This is a genomic window from Helicobacter bilis (assembly GCF_900198365.1).
GTDB lineage: Bacteria > Campylobacterota > Campylobacteria > Campylobacterales > Helicobacteraceae > Helicobacter_A > Helicobacter_A bilis_B.
The window spans coordinates 1-19,893 of the sequence record NZ_FZMS01000048.1 but is presented as its reverse complement, the minus strand read 5'-3'; the positions used below and the strand labels follow the sequence as shown (position 1 = coordinate 19,893).

The window sequence follows — 19,893 nt, the reverse complement described above, 5'->3', positions numbered from 1 at the left end:
CTGCGGAATACATCGATTTTTAAGTCATTTGGATTAATATTAATCTCTAGTGAATCGACTTCTGGCATGATGGCAACAGTTATTGCGGAAGTGTGGATTCTGCCTTGTGATTCTGTCTTTGGGACACGCTGCACCCTATGTGTGCCACCCTCATATTTCAGCCTTGAGTATGCACCATCACCTTTCACTAAGGCAATCATCTCTTTATAGCCGCCAACTGAATTTTCACTGCTGCTAATAATCTCTACTTTCCACTGCTTAGAATCTGCGTAGCGACAATACGCACTAAACAAATCGCCTACAAAGATTCCCGCTTCATCGCCGCCTGTCCCAGCCCGAATCTCAAGATAGATATTCTTTTTATCGTTTGGATCTTTTGGGATTAATAGAATCTTAATTTCATCTTCAAGGTTTTTTTGTGCTATTTCAAGCTCTTTTAGCTCCTCTTTGGCTAACTCCCCTAGCTCTTTGTCCTCTAATAACGCCTTGTTGCTAGTAATGTCATCAAGGACGTTTAGATACTCTTTTGCCTTCGCGACTATCTCATCGCTTTCACTTTTTTCCTTGCTTAATGCAGTGAGTTTCGCAATGTCATTTATGACTTCTTCAGTGCTTAGCATGGCTGCTAATGCGTCATTTCGCTCAATAATTGGTTTTAATCTATCAACTAACATGAATGCCTTTGCTTGTAAAATATTGTATTATAAAAGATGGATTCTATCTTAAATCTAACAATTATCGTAACTTTAATGATTGTAGAATCTCTAAGCTGTGTGTTAAATGGGATTTTGCAAGGGTAACTACATTTTCAAAAAAATGCTTTTAGCATTGAAAAGAATTATTGTCATATTAAGCGAATTATCTTTTTCAATAGCAATATTGCTTGAGATAAACACACTTGAATCATATTTATTTTTGACACAGCGATTGATAATTGGGGTTGAGACTTGCCATCTAGATAAATGTAGGACTTTAATACCCTTAAAGATCGGAGAACACGATAGATTCAAATCTTGTGACTTACATATAAGTCTTATAGTTTCTTCTATGCACTATAAATTAGTTTAAAACACAATATCCAAACCTAATTGTCCAATACGATACAAAGCAAAGTCATACTTTATTGGGTCTTTAGAATCAAAGGATTTTAGTGTATGCGTGATTTCTTTTACTGCCTTTAGATTATAAGATTTAGTTTTACAAAGTCCAAGTTGCTTTGAGATCTTAAAAGTATGAGTATCAAGAGGTAAAAGCAAATGCGATGTATCTACTTCGCGCCATAGCCCAAAGTCAAGGTTATCCTTGCGGATTAGCCATCGTAAAAACATATTGTATCGTTTGCGTGTGGATTGCATATTGCAGGGGTTGCCAAATAAAAATTGCAATCCATAACTCTGAATCTTGTGTGCGTTTATATAGTCATTTGCTAGTTTTTCAATACGATTGATGGCATGTAAAATATCAAAATGTTTTGTATAAGATTCTAAAAATAGCGATTTAATACCGCCTTTTTTAATAAAATCAGCAATGATGAGAAAACAATTTTTAGTATCTTCTCGTGTTTGGAATCTGTAATATGGAAACAAATCTAGTGGCATATCTTTTATAGAATCTGCGTCAATCAAGCAAGAAAAGGGCATATAAGAGAGATTTTTTACAATCATTTGTACGTTACCATAGGCATATAAAGCACAGATCAAGCACAACTCATCAAAATATATAAAATCTCTATGTTTGTGGGCTATTTGCAATGGGTCTGGGTGCGAATGCAGGTATATTTGTGCGTTAAAAAGAGAGTATTGTGTGTCTAGGAATTGTTTTAGTTTCCTGTTATATTGCATAAAATTCCTTATCATTACTAGAATCTATAAAATTTTATCATTAAGTCTTGACTATTAATAAAATTTTCTATATAATTATATCTTTATTTTTACTTCATTCCGGATTAGCTCAGCGGTAGAGTAGGTGGCTGTTAACCACTTGGTCGCAGGTTCGAATCCTGCATCCGGAGCCATTCATTATCCCCCTTTTTTGACTTCAAATTTATTTGTTACAATTTTCTATGATATTAAATCAAGATAAAAATTGTTATACACTATACTTTACATCTAAGCACGATCTTATCGTCATCACAAACAATATTGAAATATTCATTATTAATAAAAAGACTGACGAATCTAAAGTCTAAAAAGAGCGACATTAAAACATGCCGCAAATATTTGAAAGAACTAATTATATATTAGCTGTTAGAGGGGATAACAGAAACTTTTTTTCTGTATTTATCTTTTTGTTGGAAACTCACAATACCATCAATAAGCGCATAAAGCGTATGGTCTTTGCCCATGCCGACATTATTTCCTGCATGCACCTTTGTGCCTCTTTGTCGCACGATAATATTCCCTGCTCTTACAAACTGAGAACCAAATTTTTTAACGCCCAACCTTCTTCCTGCAGAATCTCTATTATTCTGCGTACTGCCCTGACCTTTCTTGTGTGCCATCTAACATTCCTTACTTAATGATATTTGTTACTTTTACGCGTGTAAAGTCTCGTCTAAAACCTCGTTTTGTTTTGCTGTCTTTACGCCTTCTTTTCTTGAAGGTAATAACCTTTTTGCCTCTACCTTCATTAATAACCTCTAATTCCACTTTTGCATTTGCAATAAATGGTTTCCCTACGACCAAATCCTCACCATTTACGATAGCAAGGACTTCACTAATTTCTAGCTTTGACTTTGGCTCAAGGCTCAATTTATCAAGCAGAAGTATATCTCCCACTTGTGCCTTGTATTGCTTGCCTCCGTTCTTAAATATAACTTGCATAGCTATCCTTTAAAAAATGTAAAACCGCTATTATACTATCATTTTCTAATTTTTACCTTAAAAACCACAAAAAAATGACACAATCATAGAATTTTTATCGCATAGAATCTCACAAAAGAATCTATGCAAAATCAGCATACACTAACGCACTTCCCCATGTGAAACCAGAGCCAAAGGCATCAAGCAATAATAAATCTCTGTGCTTAAACTTACCACTTGTATAAGCATCATCAAGTGCCATGGGAATGCTTGCTGCAGAAGTGTTGCCATATTTTTGCACGGTTAGGATAATCTTTTCATCAGGGAGGTTAAGCGTATTTGCGACCGATTGTATAATGCGTAAATTCGCTTGATGTGGCACGAAATAATCTAGGTCTAATGCGCTCATATTATTGTATGCTAAAATATCTTGTGCGTCCTTTGCGATTGTCCTTACGGCTACCTTAAATACTTCATTGCCTTTCATTTTTAAGACTTGGTTTTTACTCTCTTCTTCATCTATGCTAAACATGCTTAGAGCTTCGTTTTGTGTGAAAGTATTGAATCTTTTTGGAGTGCAAAGCAGGTGTGAAAACTGCCCATCAGAAGAAATGTGAATATCTTTAATGCCGACTTTATCCCCTCTCCCAACGACACAAGCCCCAGCCCCATCACCAAATAAAACGCAGGTTGTTCTATCGGTAAAATCAAGCACAGCACTCGTTTTTTCAGCACCTATTACAAGGACATTTTTATACATCCCGCTTTCTACATACCCTTTAGCTATGGATAAAGCATACACAAAGCCTGTGCAAGCTGCAGTTATATCAAATGCAGGGACATCAGCAATGCCAAGCTTTGTAGCGATAATACAAGCAGTTGAGGGCATGGCAAAAAAGTCTGGATTAATGGTCGCACAAAGGATTAAATCAATATCTTTTAGACTAAGATTTGCTCTCATAATAGCAGTCTTAGCAGCTTCCACGCCTAAATCACTACTCATCTGTTCTTTATCTGCAAAATAGCGTGTTTTTATCCCTGTGCGTTGTGTAATCCACTCATCATTAGTATCTAAGAATTGCGTAAAAAAATCATTCGGAACACAATTACTAGGGACATAAGAGGCGATAGACTTGATAGAGGCATAGAACATATCTTCTTCCTTAAAAACACTTGTGACGATACATATTGAAGCAAAAAATGAAATGCTTACAACACAATGGGCTTTAAAACACTATAGCCATTATATTATCACTTTTTATCGTTGCATAGATTGAAATGCTTCTGCAATTTTATCACATATTTTTGAATCACATGCTTCAATAGCCTGATAAATTGCACATTCCATAGCCCTAGCATTACTCTTACCATGACTAATAATTACAGGCTTTTTAATGCCAAGCAGTGGAGCACCGCCATATTCTGCATAATCAATCTTTGTTTTCAACGCTTTAAATGCTGACTTTGCAAAAAGATAGCCTAAAGAACTCATAAAAGACTTTTTAATCTCAGCCTTTAATATCGTGCTAATAGAGTTTGCTACACCCTCACTTGCCTTTAGCACAAGATTCCCCATAAAGCCATCACACACGATAACATCAACAGAGCCATTGAATATGTCCGATCCTTCAACATTGCCTTTGAAAAAGTTATATTCTTTCAATAGCTGAAAGGTTTGCTTTGTGAGTTCATTGCCTTTAGAATCTTCCTCGCCATTTGATAAGAGTCCAACGCTAGGTGTTTCATAATGTAAAACATGTTTTGCGTAATGAAAGCCCATTAATGCAAAATCGACAAGATATTCAGGCTTACAATCTGTATTTGCACCTGCATCAAGTATAATGCTACATCGATTCTCTATCGTTGGCATACAAGTGCATATAGCAGGACGAGAAACGCCCTTTATCCGCCCAATTTGCAAGGTGGCTAAACTCATCGTAGCACCACTATGTCCTGCACTGACACATGCGACTGCTTCATCATTCTTTACAAGCCCAATGGCATGATATATGGAAGTGGTTGTGCGTTTATTTGCATCACTTGCTTTTTCTTCCATACGCACATAGTCATCAGTATGCAATAACTCAATGCGTTGCAATATATCACTTGAGAGATTCTTAGAATCTAAAGAAGTTTTTAGCAACGCAGTATCGCCTACTAAACATGCCTTAAAGTTTCTATTTTGCAACGCTTGCAACAAACCACATACGACAGGCTCAACGCCATTGTCAGCACCCATTGCATCTAATGCAATCTGTAACATAATGCCCTAACTATAAGATTGTGTAAATTTATTAATATGATGCGGTAGTTTCCAGCTACCATCTTTATCTTTGACCGGTGTTGCTAGTTTTACTTTGTAGTGCGTTCTTCTCTTTGCCGCTCTAGTTTTACTCACTCTTCGCTTAGGAACAGCCATGACTTACTCCTTAATATTATAATCTAATCGTATAGATTCTATCTCGCTTGCTAAAACAAAATCAAAATCTATGAAACCATCAAAAAACTCAATCACATCAAGTGAATTGATGACTTTTGATTGGCTTTGTGCTTCCCAGATTCCATCTGAAAAATACAAAACCAACGATTCATCAATTTCAGCACTAAACTCATTTCCACTCAAAGAGCAAATAAGCTGCAAATTCCCCTTAATATTACCACGAAATACCGCAAGTTTAGAATCTTGCCGCATAATCTCGCCTTGCAATTCTATATGTTCGTTTTCAAATATAACTTCACTTTGCTTTTTATCAAGTATCAAATGGATTTGCTTTGGCTTTTCTGTGATTTTTCTAAACTCAATCCGCACAAAAACCGCCTATTTGCCAATATGCTAAAATACCTTATAGTATCTTACTTTTTGCGAAGAAAAAGGCTATCTCAATAGCCGCATTTTCTTTAGAATCGCTCCCATGCACTGCATTTGCATCAATGCTATCTGCAAAATCAGCGCGTATAGTCCCGGGTGCTGCTTCTTTAGGATTTGTAGCACCCATAAGCTCCCTATTTTTCGCAACCGCATTATCTCCCTCTAACACCATAACAACCACAGGACCACTTATCATAAACTCCACAAGATCATTATAAAAAGGGCGGTCTTTATGCACCGCATAAAACTCTTTTGCTTCGCATTTGCTTAACTGCACTTTTTTTGCTGCCGCAATACGCAAACCATTATCCTCAAATCTTGTGATAATCTTACCGATAACATTCTTTTTCACCGCATCTGGTTTAATAATAGATAGTGTTTGTTCCATAATCTTCCTTTAAATTCATAAATTTATCAACCTTGTAGCATTATTGATAAAAATTAAAAGTATGTATTCTACCCTAAAAAATGTTAAAAATCAAGATATGCCGATAATAGACACTTCTTTTTATGGAAACATTATCTAGTTATGAATTCTTAAAGACAATAACACGACTTTACTTTTTGTAAAACTTAAAATAGACTATCTAACAGATCAAAAAATTCTTTTAAAGATGGAATACTTTTTTTGCCTTTTTGGCTTTCAAAACCAGAACATATATCAAGCAACATGGGGTTGAGTGTGAGTATAGTCTGTAAATTTTTAGCAGAGATTCCACCTGCTAACCATAAGTTTCCCTGCAAAGTTTTGTGTTTTGCTAGAAAATCTTGTATAGCCACAATATCTATATCACATCCACTACCCGCACTACTATCCCATAAGGCAAAGTGTGTTTGCAATCCTTTGTCTATATGTAACAATTCCTTATAGTTGATAGATGGATAAAAGGGTAAAAGCCCTGTGTGTAATCTCGCATAAAGTGTATGCAGGGGATATGGTCCATAAAAAGATTCAATATCTTTTACAATCTCACTTTCAATGCAAAATGATATAGGCATATCATGCAGTTGCAAGCAGTCAATAAGTCCTTCTTCTAAATATTTTACACCGACCTCAACACATTCATGTGTAACTACACCAACCCGTAAAGGCATAGAATCTTTATGCGTATCATAAACTTTTTGTGCTTCTTGTAGAAACTTTCTTTCCACATAACGCATACTCTTTGGTGTTAAGATAAAGCCTAGCATATCAGCGTATTTCACACTCTCTTTTAAAAACTCTAAATCATTAATACCGCATACTTTAATGAGTGGTTTATAGCACTCTTTTTGCATTGAGTGATTTTTTGTATAGAATCTTTGTAGTAAAGTAGCAAATATATCTTTACTTGCACCGATACTGAATGCTTGTTTTAGTCCGTATATGATGCTGTGGTGTGGTGTATGTTTAGAATCTAGATTCTCTAAATTTGCACCCTTGTCTATACAATTTGAACGATTGGCTGAATTGTGATGGATAGTCATATCGCTTAGATAACTCCTACCCTCTAAGTCAGCCAAAGCAACCAAAGCCACAGAGCAACTGCTAGAATTTGTGGTTGTGTTTGCGTGGCTTGTTGGTCTAGAATCTACATTATAAGACAAATCTAAATCCCTACTAGATTCTAAAAAAACTTCTTTTTTATCAAGCCGTTCGACTAAAAAACTGCCGCATAAAATCCCTTGAAATCCACCACTCCCAGCCATAAAGCTATCATACTCTGATTGTATGCCAGATTCAAAGATAACAGGTATATGCTTTGGAATCTGTGCGCGTAGCTTCATCGCCTCCATTTTATTGATTTGAAAGGTTTTGAGATTCCGCGTATTAATGCCTACAATAGCTTTTTGAAGATTTAAGTCCTTAATCAGATTGTATTCAGCAAGTGTGTGAATCTCTATTAATGGCGTGAGATTATAGGCTAAGAGTTCATCATATATAGCACAAAAAGATTCCATATCATCAACAAAAAGTGCCACTATAAGCAGCACCATATCAGCCCCAAAGAAATAGCTAACTCTTGCTTCATCTTTATGTAAAATAAAATCCTTACGCAAGATACAAGCCTGTGGAAATGCCCTTTTAATCGCATATAAATCCCGCAAACTTCCTTGAAAATAGTCTTCCTCACAAAGCACAGAAATTGCATTTGCCCCTTGATTTATATATATCTGTGCAAGTTTTGTTGGCTCTGTGATGGTGCTGATATGTCCTTTTGTAGGGCTTTTTCGCTTCACTTCAGCAATGACAAATGGGGCAAATTTATCATTAAGCAAAGTGGGGCAAATCAGTGGAAACTCCCTTTTTTGTGGCAAATCATATCCAAGCGATATGCCCTTTTCCTGCATTTTTCTCTTTTTTGTTTCGCATATTTGAGTGAGAATCTCAATGCCATCAATTTGTGGTTGCATGTAATCCTTTGCATGTATAATAGAAATCTTGAAACAAATTTTACACAAACTTAGTTTGTAAATACAACTAATATTATATATTTTATTTACACAAATCACAATTAAAAGTATTTTGTTATAATCCAACATTGTAGCCTATATTATCATGTTTTATGTAGTGAATCTATGGTGATTAGGCTACAAATGTTTATAGTAAGGAGAAATACATGCAAGAGTTAAATCATAGCAATTTTTCTAGTATGACAAGTGAGGATGTGGCAATAGTCAATGTTGGGGCTAGCTGGTGTCCTGACTGCAAACGCATTGAGCCAATCATGGCAGCATTAGAAAATGAATATAAGGATAGAATCCGCTTTTTTAAAGTCAATTTTGACACAGAAGAGCAACTCAAAGATTCACTACAAATTAGGAGAATCCCAACACTCATTTTCTACAAAAATGGCAAAGAAGTCGCAGAACGACTAGTCGAGCCAAAAAGTCAAGCAGAGATTGAAAAAATCGTGCAACAAGTGCTATAAAAATAGCATGATAACGCTTTGAAAAATCACTCCATATATACAGGATAAGCATATATGGGGTGATAACACGAAATCACCACTTGGTTATAAAAAACTAAGCATGACTATACTTTAATAACAAAGATTTATAAATTCAATGAATTATAATTTCGCACATTAAAGCCACTAAAAGATTAGAATCTTTTTATAAATAATCCTACTTAAACTTTACATAAACGCATATCACACGGCAATCTACTTGCTTTTATCCGCCCAAATCATCTCAAATATCACGCTAGAAACTTTTTCTTTAAACTCCGCTTGTTTGTCCCCTAGCTGTTCTAAAAATAGCGAGTTTTCTAAGTAGAAATCTAAATATTTATTTTTAAAAATATCTGTAAATAATTTGCGTGCATTTTGTTTATCTCCTAGAGTATCTTTAAGCGTTTGGTTGTTTGCAATATCATCTTTTAAATCCATAAGTTCTTTTGCTATCTTTTCATCTGCTCCAAATTCTACATTGCCAAATTTATCATTAAATGCCTTAATGATATTTAATAGTCGTTCAAGCTCTACTTCTTTCTTGCTAGAGCCATCAGCACCTGATGGTTTAACCCCGCCTTTATCCCCCTCTGGCTCTATATCCTTTTTGCTCTCAAGCATTATGCGTATGCTATCTAAATCTACATTATTTATTATCCCCCTTGCTAAGTCCTCCGTGCGTGGTGGGGCTATTTTTGTAATAAGCATTTTTAGCAAGATATATAGCTTTTCAAGCTCTGTATCATTAAAGGGAATAATCTGTGCGAGAAAGGAGTATTCTCTCAAATACGCCTTTGCTTTTGTGTAAAACTCTGTCTTTTCATCATCGCTTTTTGCGTTATATTCCTTTACCATAGTATCAAGTTTAGAGTGGATTCTATCCTCGCTTTGCCTTTGTAAAATAGCTTCTACAAAAGAATCTAGCTCATATTGCGTATAGATTCCATATTCAAATAGATTACTTTTAAGCGTGAAAATCTTTTCAATATCGCTTGGCTCTTTGAGATAAGTTTGCCCATAAAAAGTGCTAAAAGACTCCCCAATCTTTTCGTGCGTGTTTGCAAAGTCTAGCACGCAAGTATCTTCTTTATTTTTACAGATTCTATTCAGGCGTGAGAGTGTTTGCACCGCACTTATGCCCTCTAAGGCTTTATCTACATACATTGTGTGTAAAAGCGGCTCATCAAAGCCTGTTTGATACTTCTCCGCGACAATTAAAAAGCGATAATTATCCTTTTTAAATTCATCTTTTAGCATAGATTCACTAAAGCCATTAAGCTCTGCTTCGCTATAACTCTCCCCATCTATTTCCTTATCCCCTGAAAATGCCACTAAAGCTTTATATTGTGGATAATTCTCTTGCAAATACTTCCTAAAGAAAAGATAATATTTAACCGCATTTTCCCTAGAGCTTGTAACGACCATCGCCTTTGCCTTGCCGCCGATTTTTTTACAAATATTTTGAAAAAAATGCTCTATCATTATTGTTGCTTTTTTCTCAATCGTTGCAATATGATTTGTTACATAATCTCTTAGCTTTGCATTTGCCTTTTTCTTATCGTATTCCCTATTATCATTTTTAGATACGATTTTATAATAACTTGTATAAGTGATATAGCCCTTTAACACATCAAGGATAAAGCCCTCTTCTATGGCTTGTTTCATAGAGTAAAGATGAAAGGGGATAAATTTTCTCTCCCCATTTATCTCACAAGGGATTCCAAACATTTCTAGCGTTTTTGGCTTAGGCGTAGCAGTGAAAGCAAAATAACTTGCATTTTTTTGAAACTTTTTATTTTCAATGATTTTTATCAGCTCTTCTTCTATGTCTATTTCATTGGAATCTATCTTATTAGATTCTAAGTTTTTATTACTTATGGCTTCTCCCATTTTCTGTGCGTTTTTACCACTTTGGCTAGAGTGTGCTTCATCTATGATTATTGCAAAGGTTTTATTCTGTAAATGCGTGATTTCATCAGCGATATAGGGGAATTTTTGTATCGTTGTGATGATGATTTTTTACCCTCTTCTATGGCGGCTTTTAGCTGTCTGCTTCCATCTGTGATAGATTCTACAAGGTTTTTATCTTGTGTGAAAGACTTGACATTCTCTTGTATCTGTCTATCTAGCACTTTTCTATCCGTTACGACTAGAATGCTATCAAAGACAGGTTTTTCTTCATCATTTTGCTTTCTATGTAAGCTTACTAGATTATGGGCTAACCACGCGATTGAGTTACTTTTCCCACTTCCTGCACTATGTTGGATAAGATACCTTTGCCCCACGCCCTTTTCTTTTGTATCATTTAAAAGCTTACGCACCACATCAAATTGATGGAATCTAGGAAATACCACAGATTCTGTTTTATCTTTTTTTACAATTTGTGCGAAGTTAAAAAGCAGATTCAGCACATTATCTTTTTGTAAAATCTCTTCCCAAAAGTAGCTTGTTTTCATTTTATTCGCAACAAGCGGATTCCCACTGCCACACTCACACCCTATTTCTCCACTGCCATTATTTAGCCCACGATTAAAGGGTAGGAATCTTGTAGCCATTCCTTCTAGCTTTGTGCTCATATACACTTCATCACTATCAAGGGCAAAATACACCACACTTTGCTTAAATATACGCTCTCTTGGGTCTCTGTCTGTTTTATACTGCTTTGTGGCATTATAGACATTTTGATGTGTGAAAGGATTTTTAAGCTCCATAGTGATAAGTGGAAGTCCATTTAGGAAAATCGCCATATCTAAAGAGTTGTTATTTTTCTCACTATAATAAAGCTGACGCGTGATAGAAAAGATATTTTTCTTATAGTTTTCTATGGCTTGTGGATTATGACTAGAATTTGGCTTAGGGTATGCAAGAAAGAGTTTAACGCCCATTATTTCTATATGCGATTGCAAGGCTTTTAAGATTCCTTTCTCGCTTATTTGTGAAGCTACTCTTTTTAGCAACTCTTGCTCTTTTATATTTCTTTTTTCTAATTCCTGCAGGGCTTTTGCTTGAGTTGAGTTTAAAAAGCGTAAAAACAACTCCTTATCTACACATAAATTTTTATCATAATCTTTACTTGCTCTTTTGATATAGCCATTTTCTAATAAAGAAGATTCTATAAAGCTTTCTAAATCTTTTTCTGTATAGTTAGTCATTATTGCTCCTTATGATTATCTGTCATAAAATCAAATAAAGTTGGCTCATTATCTATCTGCTTTTGCCTTTTTATTTTTTTACCAAGTTTTGTAAGCTTTAGCACTTCACCGATTCTTATTCCAAGCACTTTTTTAACTCTATAAGATATTTTAACTTCTTCTCCATACTCATCAAAAATTCTACTAATCTCTAAATCACAAATAATACTTGTTCCATTAATAAAATTATGTTTTTGTGTAATTACATCATTCTTAAAGCCACTATCACCCATACTGAAATCTATTTTATTTCCATTATAGATTCCTTTCCATTTGTATTTACCTTCTTTTAATACAGGGGATATAATTTCAATTTCAGCGTTTTCTATAAGTTCTATATCCTTATTTTCTGTAAGAATGAAAGTTTTAAACTTATTCCTTTCCACAACAATCTCACTTTGATTCGCGGTTTTATAGCCTATTTTTTCAATTTTTTCGCATTTTTCTGCTTTGTTATAAAAATTTGACATTATCCTATTTGATTTATGATTTATCGTTAGTTTTTTATATAATTGATGTAATTTTATTCGCTCTTTTTCTGTTAGAATTTTATCCATTTCTAACTTTTGTGCTTTTAGGGCATTATCCAAATCCATTCCCTTATTTTTTTTAAATCCACCTGTAAGATAATAGATTGTAATGGGAACAATGATACTCCCAATACATCCTACCACAACTTGTGATACAGAAATAGTATCTATTAAACTTCCTTGTTTTTTTTTGCTTCGCTATCTATGTTTATATTAACATCTAAAATATTTGCAATTTCTTTCATCAAATTGAGCAAATCTTTTTCCATAGCATTGCGGACAAAAGCGTCCATTGAATGAGACTCATCTGTAAAATAATAATGGATTTGCAAAAGTTGTTTTTCAATTTCTAACTTATCTTGTTCCAAATATAACCCCCTTTTTAATTTACTCTTATTCTACCACAAATGGCTTCGTTTATAAGTGTGTTTTTGCATTCCTTAATAAGTGTGATTTGCTTTTTTGTTTTTTCTATGATGTCATCAATTTTTTCACATTTTTTATCTAAAAATTCCGCAATCTCTTTTTGCTCTTGGAGTGGCGGCAAAGCAAAAGATATATTTGCTAAATCATATTGCGTCATACTTGGAATTGCAGAACCTGAAATATAAAATTGAAAATCGATTGTAAGGCATAGATAATAAAAATATTTTGGTAATACAATCTTTGATATGCTTGTATAAAACATAGTATCGATAGTCCAAAAAGGCTCTTCTACAAATAATGGTTTATCTATCGTTCCTTTTCTGCCTAACAATACGGATGGCTTATCGTATATAAAATACATTGATTTACCAAGAATTCCACCCGAACCATATATGGGATAAATTCCATTTTCATCAGTTATTTCAGTTTGTTCTCGTCCATTATGAATGGAAGCTATAAATTTCAGCTTTTTTACTTCCCAGTGGTGTGGAATAAGCCCGAGATATTCTATACCGCTAGGCTTGTAGAATACGCCCTTTTTGTCATTTTGAGCCGTAGGCGAAAAATCTTTTTTAGATTCTGTTGTGGATTCTGCGTTATGAGATACTTCGCTACGCTCAGTATGACAAGTAGGGTTAGATACTTCGCCTAAAGGCTCAGTATGACAATGGGAGTCGGCAGTATGACAAGCCACCCTACCGCAAACGGCTTCGTTAATTAGGGCTTGTTTTTTCTCTTGTAAGAGTGTGATGAGCTTTTGCTTTTTGTCTATATAGTTTTGAATCTTCTCACACCTAGAATCTAAAAATTCCGCAATCTCTTTTTGCTCTTGTAGTGGGGGTGTAGGTAAAAACATCTTTTTAAATTCTAAATAATCTATACTTTCCCTAATTTCCATAATGCCATAAGCAAATTTTCTTAAAAACTTTTGGATAGATTTTGTTTGAAAAAGATAAGAATAGTAAGCTATCAAATAGTTTGGATTTTCAATATATAAAACTAAATAAATGGGACTAACTAAACCATTATATTTTGAAACACCTAATGAGCCGATTACAGCATTCATTTTGTTTAATACTAAATCATTAACTCTTGCAGTCTTATAGCCCTGCAAATCATCTTTTGCTTTGTTGCCGACATTTCCTTTTTCTTCATAAGGTATTACGCCGACATCTTTAACAAGTGAAAGAATTGTTTGAAATTCTAAAGTATTATTTTGTTCATTTCTTTGATTAAAAATAGCTTGGAGGGGTTTAATCTCCCAATGCTGTGGAATCTCCCCAAGCCATTCTATCCCGCTAGGTTTGTAGGACACTTTGCTACTTTCATAAGGGAATTGAGTATGCTTTTTCATTTAGTTGCCTTTTAGCATAGCACTTAAGATTTGTGCTAACTCATCTTTGCTTATCTCATCACTTGCTACGCTTACAATTACATCTTCTAGCCTTTGGTAGAAATCAGCAGGGAGAGAATCTGGGCGGTTTAGCTTGATAAAGGCTTTTGCTATGTAAAGTGCGGTGCGTTTGTTGCATTCTAGCGAAGGGTGGAACTTCACACAGGCAAACATTAAATGGGTAAGCTTATCTATAAAGCTTGGGTAATAATCATCGTTTTGGATTTGTGTTAAAGCGGAATCTAAAAGGGCGATTTGCTTAGGATTTGCCCCCTTTAATCCGCCTATTTCATTGATAATATCATCGTGCATTATTTGCACTTCTTGTAAGCTTAGATATTTCATTTATCTTTAAGCCTTTCAAACACGGCTTTATTTTCTGGCTTTTTTAAATCTTGTAGCATAGCTTCGCGTAATTGTTGAAAATCATCGGTTTGTGTTTGCTCTATGCTTAAATGTGCTTGTGCCTTATCTGCTAGGGTTTTAAAATCATCTAAAAACTCTTGCTTGACATTTTCTAGTATCAAAGTCATTTTTTGCTCCTTTTATGTAAATTTTAACACATTATCTTTAAGTCGTTTGCTAACATAAAATCTGCTTTAATAAATCCTGCGTTTCTTGCTCTAAGTCTTGTAAATCTTTATTGATAGATTCTAGGCTTCTTGGTGGTGTGTAGGTATAGAAATATTTGTTAAACAAAATCTCATAGCCTATTGTTTTGCTATCCCAAGCGATCCAAGAGTTTGGCATATAGGGCTTTACTTCGTTTTCATAGTAGCTTTGGACATCTTGTGTGAGGGGGATTTTCTCTGTGTTGTTTGTTTTATCAGAATCTATAAGTAAATTTTCTTCTGCTTTTTTGAGTTTGACATCAAGGAAGCTTATAAAATCTGCTCTACTTGTGAAATCTTGCGGACTTATTTCTAATTCTTGTAATTTTACTAGAATCTTATCTTTATCTTTTAGGGCTTGAAATTTTTCATCATTGACCAAAAATTCTATGCTTTTTGGTCTCTCAATGGTGATTTTAGTATAGCCAAACTCACTATTATCATAAATTTTACAATCATCATTTTGCATATTTGCTAAGAAAAGATTTGTAATCTTGTCTATATGTTCTTTTGTCATATTATTTTGCTTTTGCCCTAGGGACTTTTTCATCTTTGTGTAATATGTCTCTTTTGTGGCATTTATGAGTTGGACTTTGCCTTTTTTAGATTCTATTTTGTTGTTAGTTAGAATCCATATAAAAGTGGGAATGCCTGTGTTATAAAACATATTTGTAGGCAAGGCGATGATGGCTTCTAGGAGGTCGTTTTCTATGATGTATTTGCGGATAGCTACCATACCGCTATCGCTATTAAAAAGTGAGCTGCCATTATGCACGGAGGCTATGCGAGAGCCTACGCCATTATTCTCGCTTGGGCTTTTCATCTTGCTTAACATATTTAGCAAAAACATCATTTGTCCATCACTTTTGCTTGTGATGCCTACCTGAAATCTTGGGTCATTGCAAGTGGTGATTCCGCCTTTTTTGCTGACATCTAATTCTTTTTGGTCTTTTTCCCACGATTTGCCATAAGGGGGATTTGTCAGCATAAAGTCAAATTTTTCGCCGCTTAGCTTATCTTTGCTTAGGGTTGAGCCGTATTTGATATTGTCGGGATTTTCGCCCTTTATCAGCATATCGGCTTTACAAATGGCGTAGGTTTCTGGGTTTATCTCCTGCCCGTAGAGATAAATTGTAGCTTTAGATTGGATAAGCCCTTTTTCATCTGTGATAAAGTCTTTAGATTCTGTAAGCATACCGCCGCTTCCACACGCATTATCATAGATAGCAAAAATGCCTTTTTGGATTCTATCTTTTATAGGCAAAAAGACAAGATGAGTCATAAGCTCTATAAGCTCTCTGGGTGTGAAATGCTCACCGGCTTCTTCGTTGTTTTCTTCGTTAAATCTTCTTATAAGCTCTTCAAAGACATAGCCCATACCGAGATTACTTAAGCCTTTGTGGATAAGCTCATTTTTATCGTTGAAAATGGGGTGCATAGAGAGATTTATTTTTGCAGAGCAGAATCTCTCTATAACGCCATAAAGGATTTTTGCATCTTCTAGCGTATCAAGCTGATTTTTGAATTTAAACTTTGTGATAATGTCTTTGATGTTTTCACTAAAGCCTTCAAGGTAGTTTTCAAAATTGATTCTAATATTTTTAGGGTCGTTTAAAAGCTTTTTGAGTGTGAAATGTGAGTGATTGTAGAATGTAGCTTCACTTGTTTTGCATAGTAAAGTATTTAGAGTATCTTTGTCCATCTTGTCTTTATGTTTGTTATAGGTTTCTAGGACTTTATCTTTTGTCGGCTTTAGGATAACATCTAGTCGCCTTAAAATCGTCATAGGCAGGATAACATCGCGGTATTTACCCTTAACATACACATCGCGTAGTAAATCATCTGCCACACTCCAAATAAAACTAATGATGGGCTGAAATTGATGGATTTGCATAGACATTCTCTTTTCTTTTTGTGAAATGATAGTAAATAATCACTAAAATATCTAGCCGTGTATGAGATTTAAGGCTAGATTCTATTATGTTTAGGTCCTTCTTAGCATATATTAGCAAGGCACAATATATAAACCATTGCGTTTAATCTTACCCTCTAGTTCATACGCAAAGACTAAATCTCCAAAAAGTTTTAGTGCATCTTCAAACAACCCATTATTGTATGCAAACTCTAAGAGTGGATCTTTTATCTCTTGTGTATGAGCTATATTGTGAATCTCACAGAGATTTGTTACAAAAGATTCTATATCATAGATACATTGTGCCTTCTGTGCGTGTAGCAACTCTTGTGTGCCGCGACTTTCATGCAATCTATGGGGCAATACAAAAAGGGGCTTTTGCAGGGTTATGGCTAGATTTGCCGATGAGCTTGAGCCACTTTTTATATCTGCTTGGGGTATGATTATGATATCACTCCATGCGATTATCAAGCGATTTCTCTCTAAAAATGTATGCTTCATGGGCTTATATGTGCCACTATATTCGCTTAAAACTAGCCCATTTTGTGCTAGATTATTAATCAAAGTAGCATTTTCTTTAGGATAGATTGCATCAATACCGCAGGGCAAAATAAGAATAGCATTATTATTCGCGTTTAAATGTGCGATAGAATCAATGCCAATAGCCCCACCACTAACGATTACAAAACCCTTTTGTGAAAGCGTGTTTGCTAGTTGTGTAGTCATTTGTTTTGCATATTGATTTGGCGATCTTGTGCCAATGATGGCTACTTTTGGCTTTTTGAGTAGGGATAGATTCCCACGCGCAAAGACTGCATTAAATGCTTTGTATAAATGTTTGCTTTTGAGATTATTTTCTTTTGCCTTATGTATTAAATCGTCAAGTAAAGCGATTTTATCCATTGAGAGATATTTGGCTAACGCACTAGATTCTAAAAATTCACTTTGAGTGATGATTGTGTGCATAAATGTCCTTTATTTATTATATTAGGTTTTACACATTCGCACACAGCGAGTCCTATCCATTGTTAAGTGTAGAACAAATTTTTGTTACATTGCACCGCAGATAGAGTCTCCATTCAAGAGATTGTTGGAAATCTAACCCCTACATACACTCTGCTTTGCAAGTTACGATAAGTAGGCGATTTTATCCATCACACGGAATCATAGGAAAAATATCCCAAGAGAATCTAAACTTGACAATATTCCATTGCACTCGACATGGCAACTTCAACAAAAACTTAGATTTTATTAATCCTTATTTGAAAGACCTAATATCTGCAGTAATGCAGTAAAGATATTTAACACATCAAGGTATAAAGAGATAGCCGCCATAATAGGATTATCATAACGACCTCTTACAATATTTTGTGTATCATAGGCAATATACAAACTAAAGATAAGCACTACTGCACTTGCAATTGCAAACTGAAACATAGGGCTTTTGAAAACAAACATATTTAAAAGACTAAATACAAAAATCACAAGCACTGACCAGAATAGTGCAGTCCCCATATTTGCCAAATCTTTTTTAGTTTTCAAAGCAAAAATACTCATGATACCAAAAATAATAGTAGTCATAGCAAGAGCTTGAGCTACAATTGCTGGATTTTTTATCATCACAAAAGTTAAAAGCGGAGCTAAAGCTAAACCACTAATAAAAGCAAATGCGGCGAATACAGCTAGATTAATACCGGGCTTATCTTGCACAAAACCTAGACCAAAAATAAGAGCAAGCTCAACTATCAAGATCGGCATTCTATATTGCATGACAACTTCAAAGTTTGCCATACCAACCAATGCACCTATTGTTGCTAAAAGCAAACTGCCTGCAAAAAATTTATATGTCGTTCTTACAAAATTCACAAGAGCAGCATCACTATATGAAGATTGGTAATCTACTTCTTGTGTATTTTGAGTGTAATTTCTATCATAAATTCCCATAATTTCTCCTCATAATAAAGAATTTGCGAGATTCTAACCAAAAATTATTAACCAAGCAACAAAAATTGCATTGTTTCACAAAAGCTCAAACTATGTATAATCAAAGTTATTTGACTTTATAAGTAGTCCCACCCTGCTGGACCATCCTAGATTCTTTGGCATGTAGGGTGCATAAAGCACTCATTACCGCATGATGATATAAAACGACATTTAGCTTATAAAATATGCACTTCGTAAATATAATCCTTTGTATCCATGCTATAACGCAACTCTCGTATAAGCGTATGATGATTTTTCCCTTTGAAAAAGCTCTCAAGTTTTTTCAAATCCTTTTCCGCATTTTCTCTATCAAGATAAAATATTGCACCTTTGCTACCGCTTTCTTCCACTTTTTTTGCCATTGCTTCAAACGTAATGGTGTTTGCTTTGATATCTGCCTTGAGACTTTCTTTAGCAAGTTTTAGTTCCATGTATATCCTTTTTCATATATTTAAAATGAATGGTATTCTATCTTAATCTTGTTAAGATTTTGGCATTACAGCATAATAAGATTATTATCTCCACAACGCCACGCAACATGCGAAAAAATACTTTGTATGGTTAATTGAATAATCCAGAAAGAAGTGGTACGCCCAAGAGGATTTGAACCTCTGACCTACGGCTTAGAAGGCCGTTGCTCTATCCAGCTGAGCTATGAGCGTATGAAGTGGTACGCCCAAAGGGAGTTGAACCCCTAACCCCCAGATCCGAAGTCTGGTGCTCTATCCAATTGAGCTATGGACGCATAAAGCTTCGCTTATATTATGCTTTATAACAATGTAGAAATATGGGGTGGATGATGGGGCTCGAACCCACGACCCTCAGAGCCACAACCTGATGCTCTAACCAACTGAGCTACACCCACCATACATGCCTTAATACGCTAAGTGAAAATGGTCGGGGCGAAAGGATTCGAACCTTCGACCCCTTGGTCCCAAACCAAGTACTCTAACCAGACTGAGCTACGCCCCGACACAAAAAAAGAAGTGATTATAAGATATTTTTATAATAAAGTCAAGATATTTTTATGATTTTAAGTTTAGTTTTGTTTATCATAAAAAAGCATTTCCATCTCGCATAGAGTAAAAAACAAATAAACTATTTTTTATTTCTTTCAACTTGTATGCCTAAACGCATCCATTAGATATGCTTCAATGCATAGATGATAAAGAATTTGCTACATGAAAGTACGATAAAATCCAACAACCTTATTTCCACAACTCTCCAAGCTTTTTATCCCATTC

The 19,893-nt window shown here is 34.9% G+C and carries 20 protein-coding genes, 5 tRNA genes and 1 pseudogene; 2 read left to right on the top strand and 24 right to left on the bottom strand.

What is annotated here, in order from left to right; genetic code table 11:
• Positions 1–674 (bottom strand): PCRF domain-containing protein (locus C6H08_RS07040; protein WP_158656832.1); only part of this gene is annotated, 674 nt, incomplete at its 3' end.
• A 390-nt stretch (positions 675–1,064) separates the two neighbouring features.
• Positions 1,065–1,841, bottom strand: coding sequence for a TIGR02757 family protein (locus C6H08_RS07035; RefSeq protein ID WP_034563025.1), 777 nt, complete (start codon positions 1,839–1,841; stop codon positions 1,065–1,067).
• Positions 1,842–1,939: 98 nt separating this feature from the next.
• Between C6H08_RS07035 and C6H08_RS07030 the strand changes: the two genes are divergently transcribed.
• Positions 1,940–2,014 (top strand) — tRNA-Asn (locus tag C6H08_RS07030).
• A 225-nt stretch (positions 2,015–2,239) separates the two neighbouring features.
• Here the strand turns inward: C6H08_RS07030 and rpmA are convergent.
• The 8 genes from rpmA to trpF form a co-directional block, all read right to left on the bottom strand.
• The gene (gene rpmA, locus C6H08_RS07025) at positions 2,240–2,500 is read right to left on the bottom strand and encodes a 50S ribosomal protein L27 (RefSeq protein WP_004085775.1); all 261 of its coding nucleotides are present in this window, start codon (positions 2,498–2,500) and stop codon (positions 2,240–2,242) included.
• A 10-nt stretch (positions 2,501–2,510) separates the two neighbouring features.
• Positions 2,511–2,822, bottom strand: coding sequence for a 50S ribosomal protein L21 (gene rplU / locus C6H08_RS07020; protein ID WP_034563023.1), 312 nt, complete (start codon positions 2,820–2,822; stop codon positions 2,511–2,513).
• A gap of 121 nt (positions 2,823–2,943) precedes the next feature.
• A complete protein-coding gene (locus C6H08_RS07015) occupies positions 2,944–3,954 on the bottom strand; it encodes a beta-ketoacyl-ACP synthase III (protein WP_034563021.1) in 1,011 nt (336 codons plus the stop codon).
• Between the two features lie 105 nt (positions 3,955–4,059).
• Positions 4,060–5,064, bottom strand: coding sequence for a phosphate acyltransferase PlsX (gene plsX / locus C6H08_RS07010; RefSeq protein WP_034563019.1), 1,005 nt, complete (start codon positions 5,062–5,064; stop codon positions 4,060–4,062).
• 6 nt (positions 5,065–5,070) lie between these two features.
• Positions 5,071–5,220 (bottom strand): 50S ribosomal protein L32, encoded by a 150-nt coding sequence (gene rpmF / locus C6H08_RS07005; protein ID WP_034563016.1) that lies wholly within the window; start codon positions 5,218–5,220, stop codon positions 5,071–5,073.
• A gap of 3 nt (positions 5,221–5,223) precedes the next feature.
• On the bottom strand, positions 5,224–5,568 hold the full coding sequence (locus C6H08_RS07000) for a hypothetical protein (RefSeq protein WP_051053851.1): 345 nt from the start codon (positions 5,566–5,568) through the stop codon (positions 5,224–5,226).
• A gap of 76 nt (positions 5,569–5,644) precedes the next feature.
• Positions 5,645–6,058, bottom strand: a complete 414-nt coding sequence (ndk, locus tag C6H08_RS06995) for a nucleoside-diphosphate kinase (protein ID WP_004085783.1) — start codon at positions 6,056–6,058, stop codon at positions 5,645–5,647.
• 185 nt (positions 6,059–6,243) lie between these two features.
• On the bottom strand, positions 6,244–8,064 hold the full coding sequence (trpF, locus tag C6H08_RS06990) for a bifunctional indole-3-glycerol phosphate synthase/phosphoribosylanthranilate isomerase (RefSeq protein WP_034578972.1): 1,821 nt from the start codon (positions 8,062–8,064) through the stop codon (positions 6,244–6,246).
• A 206-nt stretch (positions 8,065–8,270) separates the two neighbouring features.
• On the opposite strand from trpF, the gene C6H08_RS06985 reads away from it, so the two are divergent.
• The gene (locus tag C6H08_RS06985; RefSeq protein WP_034578970.1) at positions 8,271–8,582 is read left to right on the top strand and encodes a thioredoxin family protein; all 312 of its coding nucleotides are present in this window, start codon (positions 8,271–8,273) and stop codon (positions 8,580–8,582) included.
• A gap of 234 nt (positions 8,583–8,816) precedes the next feature.
• On the opposite strand, the pseudogene C6H08_RS06980 reads toward C6H08_RS06985, so the two are convergent.
• The 14 genes and pseudogenes from C6H08_RS06980 to C6H08_RS06920 form a co-directional block, all read right to left on the bottom strand.
• Positions 8,817–11,755: pseudogene (locus C6H08_RS06980) on the bottom strand (type I restriction endonuclease subunit R).
• On the bottom strand, positions 11,755–12,390 hold the full coding sequence (locus C6H08_RS06975) for a hypothetical protein (protein WP_233708522.1): 636 nt from the start codon (positions 12,388–12,390) through the stop codon (positions 11,755–11,757). Before C6H08_RS06975 ends, C6H08_RS06980 begins: the two are co-directional and overlap by 1 nt.
• A gap of 104 nt (positions 12,391–12,494) precedes the next feature.
• Positions 12,495–12,692 (bottom strand): hypothetical protein, encoded by a 198-nt coding sequence (locus tag C6H08_RS11990; RefSeq protein ID WP_052099948.1) that lies wholly within the window; start codon positions 12,690–12,692, stop codon positions 12,495–12,497.
• 14 nt (positions 12,693–12,706) lie between these two features.
• Positions 12,707–14,104 (bottom strand): restriction endonuclease subunit S, encoded by a 1,398-nt coding sequence (locus tag C6H08_RS06970; protein ID WP_034578968.1) that lies wholly within the window; start codon positions 14,102–14,104, stop codon positions 12,707–12,709.
• Positions 14,105–14,488, bottom strand: coding sequence for a Fic family protein (locus C6H08_RS06965; RefSeq protein WP_034563152.1), 384 nt, complete (start codon positions 14,486–14,488; stop codon positions 14,105–14,107).
• On the bottom strand, positions 14,485–14,676 hold the full coding sequence (locus C6H08_RS06960; protein ID WP_034563154.1) for a hypothetical protein: 192 nt from the start codon (positions 14,674–14,676) through the stop codon (positions 14,485–14,487). The genes C6H08_RS06965 and C6H08_RS06960 overlap by 4 nt, the downstream gene beginning before the upstream one ends.
• A gap of 49 nt (positions 14,677–14,725) precedes the next feature.
• A complete protein-coding gene (locus C6H08_RS06955) occupies positions 14,726–16,648 on the bottom strand; it encodes a type I restriction-modification system subunit M (protein ID WP_034579864.1) in 1,923 nt (640 codons plus the stop codon).
• A gap of 111 nt (positions 16,649–16,759) precedes the next feature.
• Entirely contained in the window at positions 16,760–17,632 is an 873-nt protein-coding gene (locus C6H08_RS06950; protein WP_052099946.1) for a DNA-processing protein DprA, read from the bottom strand.
• Positions 17,633–17,917: 285 nt separating this feature from the next.
• The gene (locus tag C6H08_RS06945; protein WP_104686148.1) at positions 17,918–18,610 is read right to left on the bottom strand and encodes a Bax inhibitor-1/YccA family protein; all 693 of its coding nucleotides are present in this window, start codon (positions 18,608–18,610) and stop codon (positions 17,918–17,920) included.
• A 215-nt stretch (positions 18,611–18,825) separates the two neighbouring features.
• Positions 18,826–19,080: an HP0268 family nuclease gene (locus tag C6H08_RS06940; protein ID WP_005219298.1), complete on the bottom strand. Its 255-nt coding sequence runs from the start codon at positions 19,078–19,080 to the stop codon at positions 18,826–18,828.
• Positions 19,081–19,234: 154 nt separating this feature from the next.
• Positions 19,235–19,311 (bottom strand) — tRNA-Arg (locus C6H08_RS06935).
• A gap of 6 nt (positions 19,312–19,317) precedes the next feature.
• Positions 19,318–19,394: transfer RNA gene (locus C6H08_RS06930), tRNA-Arg, on the bottom strand.
• Positions 19,395–19,437: 43 nt separating this feature from the next.
• A tRNA-His gene (locus tag C6H08_RS06925) sits at positions 19,438–19,514 on the bottom strand.
• Positions 19,515–19,543: 29 nt separating this feature from the next.
• Positions 19,544–19,621: transfer RNA gene (locus C6H08_RS06920), tRNA-Pro, on the bottom strand.
• Between the last annotated feature and the right edge of the window lie 272 nt (positions 19,622–19,893).

Excerpts from the sequence above, each read along its gene's own strand:
- C6H08_RS06950 (WP_052099946.1), bottom strand. The coding sequence starts at position 17,632 with ATGCACACAATCATCACTCAAAGTGAATTTTTAGAATCTAGTGCGTTA.
- rpmF (WP_034563016.1), bottom strand. The coding sequence starts at position 5,220 with ATGGCTGTTCCTAAGCGAAGAGTGAGTAAAACTAGAGCGGCAAAGAGA.
- rplU (WP_034563023.1), bottom strand. The coding sequence starts at position 2,822 with ATGCAAGTTATATTTAAGAACGGAGGCAAGCAATACAAGGCACAAGTG.
- C6H08_RS06945 (WP_104686148.1), bottom strand. The coding sequence starts at position 18,610 with ATGGGAATTTATGATAGAAATTACACTCAAAATACACAAGAAGTAGAT.
- ndk (WP_004085783.1), bottom strand. The coding sequence starts at position 6,058 with ATGGAACAAACACTATCTATTATTAAACCAGATGCGGTGAAAAAGAAT.
- plsX (WP_034563019.1), bottom strand. The coding sequence starts at position 5,064 with ATGTTACAGATTGCATTAGATGCAATGGGTGCTGACAATGGCGTTGAG.
- trpF (WP_034578972.1), bottom strand. The coding sequence starts at position 8,064 with ATGCAACCACAAATTGATGGCATTGAGATTCTCACTCAAATATGCGAA.
- C6H08_RS06975 (WP_233708522.1), bottom strand. The coding sequence starts at position 12,390 with ATGGATTTGGATAATGCCCTAAAAGCACAAAAGTTAGAAATGGATAAA.
- C6H08_RS06965 (WP_034563152.1), bottom strand. The coding sequence starts at position 14,488 with ATGAAATATCTAAGCTTACAAGAAGTGCAAATAATGCACGATGATATT.
- C6H08_RS06940 (WP_005219298.1), bottom strand. The coding sequence starts at position 19,080 with ATGGAACTAAAACTTGCTAAAGAAAGTCTCAAGGCAGATATCAAAGCA.
- C6H08_RS06960 (WP_034563154.1), bottom strand. The coding sequence starts at position 14,676 with ATGACTTTGATACTAGAAAATGTCAAGCAAGAGTTTTTAGATGATTTT.
- C6H08_RS07015 (WP_034563021.1), bottom strand. The coding sequence starts at position 3,954 with ATGTTCTATGCCTCTATCAAGTCTATCGCCTCTTATGTCCCTAGTAAT.
- rpmA (WP_004085775.1), bottom strand. The coding sequence starts at position 2,500 with ATGGCACACAAGAAAGGTCAGGGCAGTACGCAGAATAATAGAGATTCT.
- C6H08_RS06970 (WP_034578968.1), bottom strand. The coding sequence starts at position 14,104 with ATGAAAAAGCATACTCAATTCCCTTATGAAAGTAGCAAAGTGTCCTAC.
- C6H08_RS07035 (WP_034563025.1), bottom strand. The coding sequence starts at position 1,841 with ATGCAATATAACAGGAAACTAAAACAATTCCTAGACACACAATACTCT.
- C6H08_RS06985 (WP_034578970.1), top strand. The coding sequence starts at position 8,271 with ATGCAAGAGTTAAATCATAGCAATTTTTCTAGTATGACAAGTGAGGAT.
- C6H08_RS06955 (WP_034579864.1), bottom strand. The coding sequence starts at position 16,648 with ATGCAAATCCATCAATTTCAGCCCATCATTAGTTTTATTTGGAGTGTG.